At 39.4% G+C, this 12,134-nt stretch carries 12 protein-coding genes; 4 read left to right on the top strand and 8 right to left on the bottom strand.

Annotation, left to right across the window (positions count from 1 at the left end):
- Nucleotides 1-78: 78 nt before the first annotated feature.
- The 7 genes from atpE to HMPREF1528_RS04350 form a co-directional block, all read right to left on the bottom strand.
- Entirely contained in the window at nucleotides 79-279 is a 201-nt protein-coding gene (gene atpE, locus HMPREF1528_RS04380; protein WP_002671466.1) for an ATP synthase F0 subunit C, read from the bottom strand.
- A 54-nt stretch (nucleotides 280-333) separates the two neighbouring features.
- Nucleotides 334-1,401, bottom strand: a complete 1,068-nt coding sequence (atpB, locus tag HMPREF1528_RS04375; protein ID WP_016478793.1) for a F0F1 ATP synthase subunit A — start codon at nucleotides 1,399-1,401, stop codon at nucleotides 334-336.
- A gap of 162 nt (nucleotides 1,402-1,563) precedes the next feature.
- A complete protein-coding gene (locus HMPREF1528_RS04370; protein WP_016478792.1) occupies nucleotides 1,564-2,082 on the bottom strand; it encodes an adenine phosphoribosyltransferase in 519 nt (172 codons plus the stop codon).
- 15 nt (nucleotides 2,083-2,097) lie between these two features.
- Nucleotides 2,098-3,030: a citrulline utilization hydrolase CtlX gene (gene ctlX / locus HMPREF1528_RS04365; RefSeq protein WP_016478791.1), complete on the bottom strand. Its 933-nt coding sequence runs from the start codon at nucleotides 3,028-3,030 to the stop codon at nucleotides 2,098-2,100.
- A gap of 647 nt (nucleotides 3,031-3,677) precedes the next feature.
- Nucleotides 3,678-4,055: a RidA family protein gene (locus HMPREF1528_RS04360; protein WP_016478790.1), complete on the bottom strand. Its 378-nt coding sequence runs from the start codon at nucleotides 4,053-4,055 to the stop codon at nucleotides 3,678-3,680.
- 21 nt (nucleotides 4,056-4,076) lie between these two features.
- Entirely contained in the window at nucleotides 4,077-5,786 is a 1,710-nt protein-coding gene (locus HMPREF1528_RS04355) for a M23 family metallopeptidase (protein WP_016478789.1), read from the bottom strand.
- Between the two features lie 181 nt (nucleotides 5,787-5,967).
- Nucleotides 5,968-6,675 (bottom strand): metal-dependent hydrolase, encoded by a 708-nt coding sequence (locus HMPREF1528_RS04350; RefSeq protein ID WP_016478788.1) that lies wholly within the window; start codon nucleotides 6,673-6,675, stop codon nucleotides 5,968-5,970.
- A gap of 159 nt (nucleotides 6,676-6,834) precedes the next feature.
- Between HMPREF1528_RS04350 and tsaD the strand changes: the two genes are divergently transcribed.
- Together tsaD and HMPREF1528_RS04340 are read left to right on the top strand one after the other, a co-directional pair.
- On the top strand, nucleotides 6,835-7,851 hold the full coding sequence (gene tsaD, locus HMPREF1528_RS04345) for a tRNA (adenosine(37)-N6)-threonylcarbamoyltransferase complex transferase subunit TsaD (protein WP_016478787.1): 1,017 nt from the start codon (nucleotides 6,835-6,837) through the stop codon (nucleotides 7,849-7,851).
- A gap of 78 nt (nucleotides 7,852-7,929) precedes the next feature.
- Nucleotides 7,930-8,712 carry a class I SAM-dependent methyltransferase gene (locus tag HMPREF1528_RS04340; RefSeq protein ID WP_016478786.1) on the top strand — a complete coding sequence of 261 codons (783 nt, stop codon included), beginning with the start codon at nucleotides 7,930-7,932 and terminating at the stop codon, nucleotides 8,710-8,712.
- 92 nt (nucleotides 8,713-8,804) lie between these two features.
- Here the strand turns inward: HMPREF1528_RS04340 and HMPREF1528_RS04335 are convergent, their stop codons facing one another.
- A complete protein-coding gene (locus HMPREF1528_RS04335; protein WP_016478785.1) occupies nucleotides 8,805-9,449 on the bottom strand; it encodes a hypothetical protein in 645 nt (214 codons plus the stop codon).
- A gap of 99 nt (nucleotides 9,450-9,548) precedes the next feature.
- Between HMPREF1528_RS04335 and HMPREF1528_RS04330 the strand changes: the two genes are divergently transcribed.
- Both HMPREF1528_RS04330 and sucC read left to right on the top strand, forming a co-directional pair.
- Nucleotides 9,549-10,727: an aminopeptidase C gene (locus HMPREF1528_RS04330; RefSeq protein WP_016478784.1), complete on the top strand. Its 1,179-nt coding sequence runs from the start codon at nucleotides 9,549-9,551 to the stop codon at nucleotides 10,725-10,727.
- 88 nt (nucleotides 10,728-10,815) lie between these two features.
- Nucleotides 10,816-12,009 carry an ADP-forming succinate--CoA ligase subunit beta gene (gene sucC, locus HMPREF1528_RS04325; RefSeq protein WP_016478783.1) on the top strand — a complete coding sequence of 398 codons (1,194 nt, stop codon included), beginning with the start codon at nucleotides 10,816-10,818 and terminating at the stop codon, nucleotides 12,007-12,009.
- The last annotated feature ends 125 nt before the right edge of the window (nucleotides 12,010-12,134 follow it).

The raw sequence follows: 12,134 nt of genomic DNA, 5'->3' as shown, positions 1-12,134 counted from the left end.
CAATTCACCATTAGTGGCATACGCCCTAATTTTATAAAACCGTTGTGTAACCAACCGTTGCACAACGGTTTTGTCGTCCTATTTTGCGATGAGTGCTACTACCACAGCAAAAAGGGCTACCCCTTCAATAAGTGCTGCAGCAATAATCATCACAGTTTGAATTTTTGAAGACACTTCGGGTTGGCGTGCTACTCCTTCAACAGCAGAAGCACCAATTTTACCAATACCGATTCCAGCTCCAATGGCTGCTAATCCAGCCCCAATTCCTGCTAAAACCATATGTATAAAATTAATTAGTTACTTGTTAATTGTCAATTGTTAATTATCAATTGATTAGTGTTCTTCTTCCACTGCCTGTCCTATAAACAAAGCTGATAGCAATGTAAACACATAGGCTTGCAAAACAGCTACCAATAGCTCCAAGATACAGATAAACAAGGTAAAAACTATCGACACAGGCGATATATACACCGTTCCAAAGATGAAAATGAGTGAAATCAAGCTCAGTACAATGATGTGCCCTGCCGTCATATTGGCAAATAAACGTATCATCAAGGCAAAAGGCTTAGTAAAAACGCTCAACATTTCAATAGGTATCATAATTGGTAATATCCAGGTAGGAACTCCTGGGGGAGCAAAAATATGCTTCCAATAGTGTTTGTTACTGCTAAATAAGGTGAGAATAAGGGTAAAGATAGCCAACATACCTGTGAAAAGAATATTGTTAGTTACCGTACCAGCAAAAGGGAAAAACGGAATTAATCCGAAGAGGTTTCCTATCCAAATCAAGAAAAACACAGTAAGCAAATAAGGCATATACCTATTGTAGTACTTTTCGCCTATGTTAGGAATCGCTATCTCATCGCGCACAAAAAGCACTATAGGTTCTAAAACTCCTGTTAAGCCTTTAGGGGCTTTGGGGTTCTTCTTGTAAGAACGTGCCATATAGGTGAAGATGAGCACCATCAATACCGATACTAAAAGCAATGAAAACACGTTCTTAGTAATAGAAAAGTTCAACGGACGTGTATTGGTTACTTCTCCTTTCTCGTTGAAAGAGAGAGGTGTATCAGCATTTGCGTAGTAAATATCTTCTTTGTAGCGCACAAATCGCTGTCCGTCTTTATCTACTACTACCGTACCTTTGTTGTCGTGATGGAAGGCACTCGATAGGAAAGTCACTAATCCTTTATCGGTATAAAGAATGATAGGCAAGGGTAACGAATAAGTGTGCCCTTTATAATCAAACAAGTGAAAATCGTGTGAATCGTTGATGTGTTCATCAATCAAATCGTTGATTTGAAAAGGCTCTCCTTCCTCACTTTCAGTTGCAAAACCTTGTAGAGGAATGAGTGAGGTTACAAATAAAGTGATATATAGAATGTAATTCTTTATTTTCATTACTTGTTTTGTTTTTATTCGTGCAAATGTAGGAGTTTTTATTTAAGTGACGAAATTATTTAACACATTTTTTCACTTAATATAATATAACCTACTGAAATACAGAAGTTATATTTTAGGAGTTGAAATTTAGGTCTCGCTCTAATTATTAACTTCTAATTCTTATAAAATGCTATACACAGGGTGTCCTTTGAGTTTCTCTCTGCCGTTCAGAAAATGCAGTTCCATCAAGAAATCTAGTTGTACAATATCGCCACCGAGGCGTTCTACAAGTTTTACTACCGCTTCAGCAGTACCACCGGTAGCGAGGATATCGTCGTGAATAAGGATTTTTTCACCTTTTATAATAGCGTCTGCGTGAATTTCCAATACGTCTTGCCCGTACTCCAAATCGTAGGTTTGTGAGAGTGTTTTATAAGGTAATTTCCCTTTTTTGCGTACCGGTACAAAGCCAGCCCCCAATCGTTGTGCAAGCAACATTCCGAAGAAGAAACCTCTACTTTCCATACCCACTACTTTGTCTATTTTCTGTCCGTGCAGGTTCTCCACCAGCAAGTCGATTACATATTGCCCTGCTTTCACATCCATTAGTAATGGTGTAATATCTTTGAAGATAATTCCCTCTTTTGGAAAATCTTTAATATCTCTAATTTTACTTTTGATATATTCTTTTTTGTCCATTTTTTTACTTGTTACCTAATTACGTGGATTAAACACTTCTGCTAGCATACACCTCGCACTGCCTCCTCCACAAGTCTCAATAGTTTCTAAATTGCTGTGGAGTATCTGGGTATATTTCTCAATCGTCTGTATCTGTTGAGGGGTAAGGGCGTTATAAGCGGCATCACTCATCACCAAATAAGTACTGTCCTTACCCTGCACTTGTAACATATTGCCTGCGTACTGGCACATCTGTTCAGGGGTGATGCTGATAATCTCTTTCTTGTCTTCTTTTAGGTGATGCAAAAGGTTCTTGCGCTCACTCTTGTCGGTGATGGTATCTAAACACACCACCGCAAAATTTTCACCTAAAGCCATCATCACATTGGTATGATAGATAGGTACTTGCTTACCATCTACCTTTTGGTAAGCTTTGAAAATTACAGGCGTATACTCAAAATCTTCACAGAACTCAATAAATAGTTCCTCATCAGCGCGGGGCGAGAGCGCACAATAAGCCTTGCGATGCACACGGTCTAGCACCATAGCCCCCGTACCTTCCAAGAAGATGTTTTCTTGCTCAGCATCAGTATAGTCATACACATTTTCGATGAGAAAACCTTCTTCCTCTACTTTGTCCAAAATATCCTCACGACGCTCACGACGCCGATTTTCGGCAAACATAGGGTAAATTGCTACGTTGCCATTTTGGTGAAAGGTAATCCAATTATTCGGAAATACCGAATCAGGAGTGTTTTGCTCGTAAATATCGTCTACGCCAATCACTTTTACTCCTACCTCACGTAGTTTATGCACAAAGGCATCAAACTCTTGTTGCGCTTGGCGATTGATTTCCTCGTTCTTCAAATCCATTTCCTCTTGGAAATAGTTGTTCACAACGGTTTCTTCGTTCATACGGAAGCGCACAGGGCGCACCATTAGTACAGTATTGGTAATTTGTTTTTTCATCAGTAAACAATGGTTAGCACTCAAAGCGACAAAAGTACAAAATAATCAGTAATTAACAATGAAGCAAGAAAAATTATTTTTTCAAAAACGCTACAATTCCGATTTTATCAAGCTCCATTTTAATTTCACCTTGTCTCTATTTTATCTTCCTCTTATCTTCATCTTATCTTCGTTCATTGTTCGTCTTTTGTTCGTCTTTTGTTCGTTGTAGAGCCACTGTAGACCCACTGTAGAGCCACTGTAGAGCCACTGTAGAGCCACTGTAGACCCACTGTAGAGCCACTCATTGTTCGTTTATCGTTTAAGCCTTGTATAAGCAACCTCCTTAATTTACCCATCTGCCTTTGCGACTTCCTCCCTTCATCATTTGTTCAAGTTTCAATTTATCTTTTATTTTTTATCTTTTACTTTTAAAAAATGCTATTACTTGGTATTGTAGTATTGGTACTAAACTACTGCTGAGACACACTTTTTTTATATACAAATTCCTTCTATCAGATATGGAGAATAGACATAGTGCTATTAAAAATGTTGCTAAACACTTAGATGTTATAAAAGTAGCAGAAATGGTTTAGCTTGTAAATAATACCATAAAAAAAGCTGTATAGCGTTTCGCTATACAGCTTTTTTGTCTCTACACAGCATTACTACAATACAGCAATACAAGAAATCTCTACTTCTACGGATTTAGGCAGTTGTGCTACTTGTACGGTTTCACGTGCAGGTGCTGTTGCTTCGTTGAAATAGCGCGCATATACGCTATTTACTTGTGCAAACTGCCCCATATCGGCTAAGAAAATAGTAGTTTTTACTACATTCTCAAAAGTAGCTCCTGCTTCGGTAAGGATAGCTTTGAGATTTTCCATTACTTGTTTGGTAGCGGCTTCTATGCCTTTTACTACTTCTCCCGTTGCAGGATTTACCGGTATTTGCCCTGATACGTAGAGCGTGTTGCCAGCTTTTACGGCTTGTGTGTAAGGACCAATGGGTGCTGGCGCTTTTTCTGTAAAAATGATATGTTTCATATAGCTATTAGTTATTAGTCGTTAATTGTTTGTCGTTAGTTTTGTAAAGTTGGCTTTCAGAGTTCCTACGTTGCCTACTCTGTCTTTGGCGTTTACAATGAGTTCGTATCTATTGGTTTGGGTAGTATCAATATCGCTGAAATGAAAGGTGAGACATCGGTTTTTAGGTTCATATTCAAAGAGAATCCACTGCCCATTTAGGGTGGCGGAACAAGATTCAAATCCCGTAAGATTATCGTTTACTAAAATCTTGAGAGTATTACCTTTCACAATGCCTCCGTTCCTAAAATTCACTGCCTTAAGAGTGGGCGGAATAGTATCCTTACGCAAATAGAACTTTCCTAAGTTACGCGATTTGGCTGTAAACACACCATCTTTATAGACTGTCGGTTCATAGCCCCCGTTCGAACGAGCTATAAATACCTTAGAAGTATCCTCATTGGCATAAGTGTCACTTTTGATAGTTACAGTAAAGAACTTTTGAGCAGGAATGAAGGAACTACCTACGGTTAAAGTATCCTTAGTGCTAGTAATATTCATCAAATAGTCTTTATAAAAAGTATCTTCGGGAAAGTATACACTTCCGTATTCCATTTCGTAATAATTATCACGAGTAGCAACTACTTGCTTATTGCCTTTAGGTTCTGGTCGAGCTGTTTTTAAAGGCTCTCGTTTGCCTTCAATAGGAATATTGATTTTAGTGGTATTCCCCTTAAAGTCTTCTGCAATAATAGATACGGTGTATTGTTTACCTTCTTCAATAGTAAGATAACCTTTATTAGGTTTTAAGGTAGGATATACTGATTCGAGTTTGTTGTTAGGCAATTTGTACAAAAGCTGTACAAACCCTTTGTGTTGTGCATATCGTTCGTAGTCTATAAGTGCATTAAGGTAACGTGTTTCGTCATAGTTTACTTTATCAAAGACAGTTTCTAACTGGGTCTCTCCGTTTAGAAGTAAACTCACCTTATAAATACCATTGCGATGCATTGTTTCATCTTGACGGTCATAGCCCAAAATACCAAAACCTATAGTACCAATCGCATTAACTTTCTCGGTGAGGTAAGTGCCGTCTATCTGTTTATTTTTATTAAGCTGACGTGGCAACTGAGTGTTATCTATTTGTGCGTCATCACTTAGTGAATAAGCATATACAAGCAATACATCAGGAGGAGTGGTGTCTTGTATTTCTTGAAAACCAAAAAGCAGAGGATTCCAACCGTTATTGTGAATATCGCGTACCTCAAAATGCAAGTGAGGACCTCTACTTCCGCCTGTATTACCACTGAGAGCTATCCAATCGCCTTTTTTTACGATAAATTGTTTTTCGGGAAGAAGTATATCGATATCATAGCTTTGCTTTTCGTATTGTTTTTGCTTTACGTAAGCTTCTATTTCAGGGGCGTACTTTTGTAAATGCCCATAAGTAGTTACATAACCATTGGGGTGAGTAATAAACAACATTTTGCCATAACTGTAAGGACTTACTTTGATACGAGACACATAGCCATCTTCGGCAGCAAACACCTGTAGTCCTTCACGACCTTCGGTTTTTAGGTCGATGCCACCGTGAAAGTGGTTGGGACGCAATTCAGCAAAATTACCTGCGAGCAAAGGTTTGGTGTTGAGAGGCATTGCGACCTGGAAAGACTGAGCTTCTAAGGTAAGAGGTAAGAGGTAAGAGGTAAAAAGTAAAAGATTGGATAATAAGCAGGCGATAAGTTTTTTCATTGTTTCCGTTTAAAATATTTTGCTTTTGTAAAAACGGCGCAAAAGTAAGAATAATTTGTCAATTAGCCAATTTGTAGATTAGTAAATTAGTAAATTTTTGTTAGTGGTTAGATATTTTAGGTATGAAAAAAAACTTTGCCAAAGTTCTATGGCTTTGGCAAAGTTCGTGTGATAAGATTTCTTAAAGCGTGCTGATGTTCAAATCTTTTAAATCAAGAGTAGCACCTATTTCTAAGAGGTGTAAGCGACGGTGGTCGTCTTTGAATTTGCGTTTAGCCGCTTCTTTATCAATTTTGATTACGGGGAAGGTGTCGTAATGCACACCTAACACATTGCCTACCTCTACAAAACGAGCCGCTGTAAGAGCATCGCGTACGCCCATTGTATAGTTGTTGCCGATAGGAAAAATAGCTAAATTCACCTTGTATTGGTGAGGAATAATTTTCATATCGTAATGTAAGGCGGTATCTCCTGAAATGTAGATAGTATTATCGTTGTAATCAATCAAAAAACCAGCAGGATTGCCTCCATAAGAACCATCGGGGAAGGAAGATGAGTGTTCTGCCTTAATCATCTTTATTTTTACCTTGCCATCTACGAAGCGGTGAGAGCCTCCGAGATTCATAGCGTGACCACTAAGCCCTAATTTTTCAAAATGAGCGAGAATTTCAGGATTGGTAATCAGTTGAGCGCCTGTGCGTTTGGCAATAGCTCCTACATCGGCAATATGGTCGCCGTGGGCGTGGGTAATGAGAATGTAATCCGCTTTGATAGAGTTTATATCAATGTGTGAAGCCAAAGGGTTTGGGCTAATAAAAGGGTCTACGAGAAAGTGAGTCCCATTGATGTCTATATTCACGCAAGCGTGACCTAAGTAAGTTACTTTCATAGTGTTTTATTTATTTGTTGTTTAAGGCTACAAATGTAGAGATAAAAAATGAATAAAGCAAATAATTTTCAGTTTTTATTTTAATGCTACTTCCACAACCAAGTACAATTTTTTAAATTAGCAAATAATCCTTACTTTTGCACTTTAAACTGAAAAAGAATGAAAAATACCTATATATTAGCTATAGAATCTTCTTGCGATGATACTTCAGCTTCAGTGCTTTGCAATGATAAAGTGCTTTCTAATGAGGTGGCAAATCAAGAGGTGCATAAACAATACGGCGGGGTAGTGCCCGAATTGGCTTCACGCGCTCACTTGCAAAATATAGTGCCCGTAGTGGCTCAAGCGCTCAAAAAAGCAGGAATAACCAAAGAAGAGCTCTCGGCTATTGCCTTTACCAGAGGGCCAGGCTTAATGGGGTCATTGCTTGTAGGGACTTCATTTGCTAAATCGATGGCAATGGGTCTAGATATCCCACTCATTGAAGTGAACCATATGCAGGCACATATTTTAGCACATTTTATAGAGGAAGGTCAGCCGAAACCAGAGTTTCCTTTTCTTGCAATGACCATCAGCGGGGGGCATACCCAGATTGTGAAGGTAAACAGTTTTTTTGATATGGAAGTGTTGGGCGAAACCCTTGACGATGCAGTAGGGGAGGCGTTTGACAAAACCGCTAAAATATTAGGACTTCCTTACCCCGGTGGACCTCTCATAGATAAATACGCCCAAGAGGGCAACCCAAAAGCCTTCAGTTTTTCTAAACCTAAAATATCTGGTCTCAACTTCAGTTTTTCGGGACTTAAAACAGGTATTCTCTATTTTGTACAGAAAAACACTGAAGAAAATCCTAATTTCATAACTGAGCATTTAGCCGACATCTGTGCCTCGGTGCAACACACTATTGTGGAAATACTTATGAATAAACTCAAAAAAGCTGTAAAAGAAACAGGTATCAAGCAGGTGGCTATTGGGGGAGGGGTATCGGCTAATTCGGGTATTCGCAATGCTCTCACAGCTTTAGGAAAGCAGTACGGTTGGCAAACCTTTGTACCTAAATTTCAGTATTGTACCGATAATGCAGCGATGATAGGTATCGTAGGTTATCATAAGTTTTTGGAAGGAAATTTTGTAGCACAAGAAGTAACTGCCCAAGCGCGACTTTCTTTTAATTAGCAGATTTGTTAATTTATTTTGAAACATTCAAAATAAATTCGTACTTTTGTCTCCTAAATTATAAAAACCATTAAAACGATGAAGACAGAAACATCATTAAATGAAAAACAAGGGCACTGGATTCTCGCCAAGCTCGGCAAGAAAGTGTTGCGCCCAGGAGGAAGAGTACTCAGCGAATGGTTAGTGAAAAACTTAGAGATTACCTCCAAAGATGATATTGTAGAGTTTGCCCCAGGCTTAGGATTCACGGCTAATATAGCCTGTTCTTACAAGCCTTTCAGCTATACAGGAGTAGATATGAATGAGGCAGCTGCTGCTTTAGCTAAAAAGAATATTCACTATGAAAATGCACGCGTGATTGTAGCTGATGCCGCAGCTTCTACACTTCCCGATGCTTTTGCTAATAAAGTGTATGGAGAGGCAATGCTCACTATGCAACCTCTTGAACACAAAAAAGCTATTATAGCAGAGGCTTTTAGAATACTCAAACCAGGAGGTTATTACGCTATTCACGAATTAGGTTTACAGCCAGACAATGTGAGCGACGAGGTGAAAAACGATGTTTTTAAAGAACTAAGTGCCAATATACGTGTACACGCACGCCCTATGACCTCCAGTGAGTGGAAAGCTCTTTTTGAAGAGCAAGGTTTTAAGGTGGCGAAAGAACAGCACAACGCAATGCTCTTACTTGAAAACAAGCGCGTATGGCAAGATGAAGGGATATTCCGCACGCTTAAATTCTTCTTCAATCTCTTTACCCATCCCGATTTGCGCAAACGCGTGATGAATATGAAGAAAACGTTTAGAAAACACCAAAAGAACTTAGACGCTATTGCTATTGTTGTTCAAAAACCCCTTTAAACGATTTTACAAAAAAGCTCATATCTTTATAGGAAATCTCCTATAAAAATATGAGCTAAAAAAAGTAACAAATAAAAATAATTTTCTTCGCTTTAATGGTCTTTTACAATTACAAGTTGTGCTTTCGAGCCTGTTGCTAAATCCCAACGGTTGCGTATAATGGTGTTGCCTTTGTCGTCCAGCACCATAAACTCGGCTGTATTAGGGCCTGATTCACCTTGGTTGAGCGCTAAAAACTCTACTTTGTTGAAACCTGGTTTCAATTCTACTTTAAAACCTCTGAACTCTCCAAGAAGAAAAATATCGCGAACTTCTTCTACTCCATTCACATATAAACTCACTCGATCGCCATCAATAGCTGCGAAGTCGCGACAATATACATTTACAAACTTTCCATTATTGGTGAAGTCGCCAAAGAATTGGTCGCCTTTTGGGGCTTCATAATCTTCCCGTTTATGGTCGTTGAGTACCTCATAATTAGGTTTGAACTCTATTTTACGCTGTACCAAATTACTCTTTCCCGTAAAATCAATGCTCTTTTCAGGTATCTTCATCCAGGGATTATTCTCTTTTTTAGGAGCTACCCGCAGATTGATGGGACTACCCTTGTACTCTATCTCAGGTGATTTTTCTAACGGAATGACTACCTTTTCATCTTTTTTACGTGTTTCAAAAGGTTGAGCTTGAGCTACTAATCCCCCTAATAAAAGTAATATGTACAAGTATAAATGTTTCATATTGTTTGAGCATTTACTTTTTTATAGCGATAACTATGCCAAATTTGCTATTTTGCCAATTGTTTTATACTTTTGCGCTTCATTATAAAGTATTTTTTTATGAAAAACATTACATTATTTGTAGCGCTGTGTGCTTCTTTTGTAGCAACAGCACAAGACGACCTAATCAGATCGGTAGCAGGAAATCAATCGGCTAATGCTGGATTTCAGTTTACTACCGTTATTAACCTCGAACGCACCGACGTGAAAGACCAAGGTAGTAGTGGCACTTGCTGGAGCTATGCAGGGGCTTCGTTTATAGAAAGTGAGATGAAGCGTATGGGTAAAAAGCCTATCGATCTTGCCGAAATCTTCACTGCTCGCAACTGTTATATCGAAAAAGCTAAACAATATGTGCGTATGCACGGCAATTTGGATTACGGACAAGGAGGTGAACTCCACGATGTAATCAATATGTACGCCAAATATGGTGCTGTACCTCAAAATGTTTATACAGGCTTGCACTATGGTACTACTCGCAATGATTTTGGTGAACTGCACGCTATCCTACAAGGCTTTTTAAAAGGAATGATAAGAAATGGTGAAAAGAAGAAAAAACTCACCCCTAACTGGCTACCTGCTTTCACAGCAACCATCGATGCCTATTTAGGTGCAGTGCCCGAAAGTTTTATGTACGAAGGTAAAAAGTACACTCCTCAGAGCTTTGCTAAAGAGCGCGTAGGTATCAATCCTGCCGACTATATAGAAATGGTATCGTATGCCGATCAGCCTCTCTACAAAAACGTATTTATGGCAGTACCCGATAACTGGAGCTTTGATTATGCTTACAATATTGCAATGACCGACCTCACTAAAACCATTGACAACGCTCTTAAAAAAGGTTATACGGTAGCGTGGGCAGCCGATGTGAGTGAGCGTTATTTCAGTTGGAAAAACGGAGTGGCTTTTGTGCCTGAAAAAGAAGTGAGTGAGATGAGTAATGAGGAAGCCTTGTATCTTTTTTCTAATCCTCCCACTGCCGAAAGAACCATCACCCCCGAGATGCGTCAGCGTGATTTTGACAACTATCAAACTACCGATGACCACGCAATGCACATCGTAGGGCTTGCCAAAGACCAAAACGGACGTGAGTACTACATCGTGAAAAACTCTTGGGGCTTGCGCAACGACTATGAGGGCTATTTATATGTAACTAAAGCCTTTGTAGAGTTTAAAACAACTGCCATTATGCTTCACAAGGGAGGAGTGCCGAAAGAGGTACTTTCAGGTAAGAGATAAGAAGTTAACACTAAAAATTGTTCATTATTTATTGCTAATTAATAAATTGTTTTGTATCTTTGCCAAATAGTTACCAAATCATTCTCGTATGAACTTACACGAATACCAAGGAAAGGAAATCCTTTCGAGTTTTGGGGTGCGCGTACAACGTGGTATCGTTGCTCACACCCCCACCGAAGCCGTAGAGGCAGCCAAACAACTCACCGAAGCCACTAATACTCAGTGGTATGTGGTAAAAGCACAAGTGCACGCCGGAGGGCGCGGAAAAGGAGGTGGCATTAAGTTAGCCAAAGGTTTAGACCAAGTAGAGCCCATCGCTTCTCAAATTATAGGTATGCAACTCGTTACCCCTCAAACGCCACCCTCAGGGAAAAAAGTACATCAAGTGCTCATCGCTGAAGATGTGTATTATCCTGGAGAAAGCGAGCCTAAAGAGTTCTATATGTCGGTACTATTGAACCGTGCCAAAGGTAAAAATATGATTATGTATTCTACCGAAGGGGGAATGGATATTGAGGCAGTTGCCGAAAAAACGCCACACCTTATCTTCACCGAAGAAATCGACCCTGCCGTAGGGCTCTTGCCTTTCCAAGCTCGCCAGATTGCTTTCAACTTAGGCGTTACGGGTGAGGCTCAAAAAGAAATGGTGAAGTTCGTAACAGCACTCTACAATGCTTATGTATCTTCTGATGCTAGCTTGTTTGAAATTAACCCTGTTCTAAAAACTTCTGATAATAAAATAATGGCAGTAGATGCCAAAGTAACTCTTGATGACAATTCGCTTTTCCGTCACCCTGAGTATGCGGCTTATCGCGATACACGAGAGGAAAACCCAGTAGAAGTAGAAGCTAAAGCCGTTGGGCTCAACTATGTTGCTCTCGATGGTAACGTGGGCTGTATCGTAAATGGTGCAGGCTTGGCAATGGCTACGATGGACTTGATTAAACAAGCGGGGGGGTCACCTGCTAACTTCCTTGATGTAGGAGGTACCGCCGATGCCAAACGCGTAGAAGCTGCTTTCCGCATTATCCTCAAAGACCCTAATGTAAAGGCTATCCTCATTAATATCTTTGGTGGTATTGTGCGTTGCGACCGTGTAGCACAAGGGGTAGTAGATGCCTACCAAAATATGGGCGATGCTATCAAAGTGCCTATCATAGTGCGCTTGCAGGGTACGAATGCTGAGCTTGCTAAAGAAATATTAGACAATTCAGGCTTAGCGGTTCACTCAGCAATCCTCTTCCAAGAAGCCGCCGATAAAGTAAAAGAAGTATTACAATAAACAACAGATAATATTTTTAGCTTTTCTGTTTTGAAGTTTATTCTTAGGAAAATATTCTAAATTCATATCGGTACACAATTTTTATTATTAAAAATTTGTGTACCGATATTATTTTTCATATCTTT

The sequence above is a fragment of the Capnocytophaga sp. oral taxon 336 str. F0502 genome (assembly GCF_000411575.1).
In the GTDB taxonomy this organism is placed as follows: Bacteria; Bacteroidota; Bacteroidia; order Flavobacteriales; family Flavobacteriaceae; genus Capnocytophaga; species Capnocytophaga ochracea.
Note: the sequence above shows the minus strand (reverse complement) of the source record. Positions and strands in the feature narration are given on the sequence as shown.

What these genes read in the sequence shown, in the direction of transcription:
- atpB (WP_016478793.1), bottom strand. Translation starts at nt 1,401, where the DNA reads ATGAAAATAAAGAATTACATTCTATATATCACTTTATTTGTAACCTCA.
- ctlX (WP_016478791.1), bottom strand. Translation starts at nt 3,030, where the DNA reads ATGAAAAAACAAATTACCAATACTGTACTAATGGTGCGCCCTGTGCGC.
- HMPREF1528_RS04335 (WP_016478785.1), bottom strand. Translation starts at nt 9,449, where the DNA reads ATGAAACATTTATACTTGTACATATTACTTTTATTAGGGGGATTAGTA.
- HMPREF1528_RS04355 (WP_016478789.1), bottom strand. Translation starts at nt 5,786, where the DNA reads ATGAAAAAACTTATCGCCTGCTTATTATCCAATCTTTTACTTTTTACC.
- HMPREF1528_RS04350 (WP_016478788.1), bottom strand. Translation starts at nt 6,675, where the DNA reads ATGAAAGTAACTTACTTAGGTCACGCTTGCGTGAATATAGACATCAAT.
- sucC (WP_016478783.1), top strand. Translation starts at nt 10,816, where the DNA reads ATGAACTTACACGAATACCAAGGAAAGGAAATCCTTTCGAGTTTTGGG.
- tsaD (WP_016478787.1), top strand. Translation starts at nt 6,835, where the DNA reads ATGAAAAATACCTATATATTAGCTATAGAATCTTCTTGCGATGATACT.
- HMPREF1528_RS04340 (WP_016478786.1), top strand. Translation starts at nt 7,930, where the DNA reads ATGAAGACAGAAACATCATTAAATGAAAAACAAGGGCACTGGATTCTC.
- HMPREF1528_RS04330 (WP_016478784.1), top strand. Translation starts at nt 9,549, where the DNA reads ATGAAAAACATTACATTATTTGTAGCGCTGTGTGCTTCTTTTGTAGCA.
- HMPREF1528_RS04370 (WP_016478792.1), bottom strand. Translation starts at nt 2,082, where the DNA reads ATGGACAAAAAAGAATATATCAAAAGTAAAATTAGAGATATTAAAGAT.
- HMPREF1528_RS04360 (WP_016478790.1), bottom strand. Translation starts at nt 4,055, where the DNA reads ATGAAACATATCATTTTTACAGAAAAAGCGCCAGCACCCATTGGTCCT.
- atpE (WP_002671466.1), bottom strand. Translation starts at nt 279, where the DNA reads ATGGTTTTAGCAGGAATTGGGGCTGGATTAGCAGCCATTGGAGCTGGA.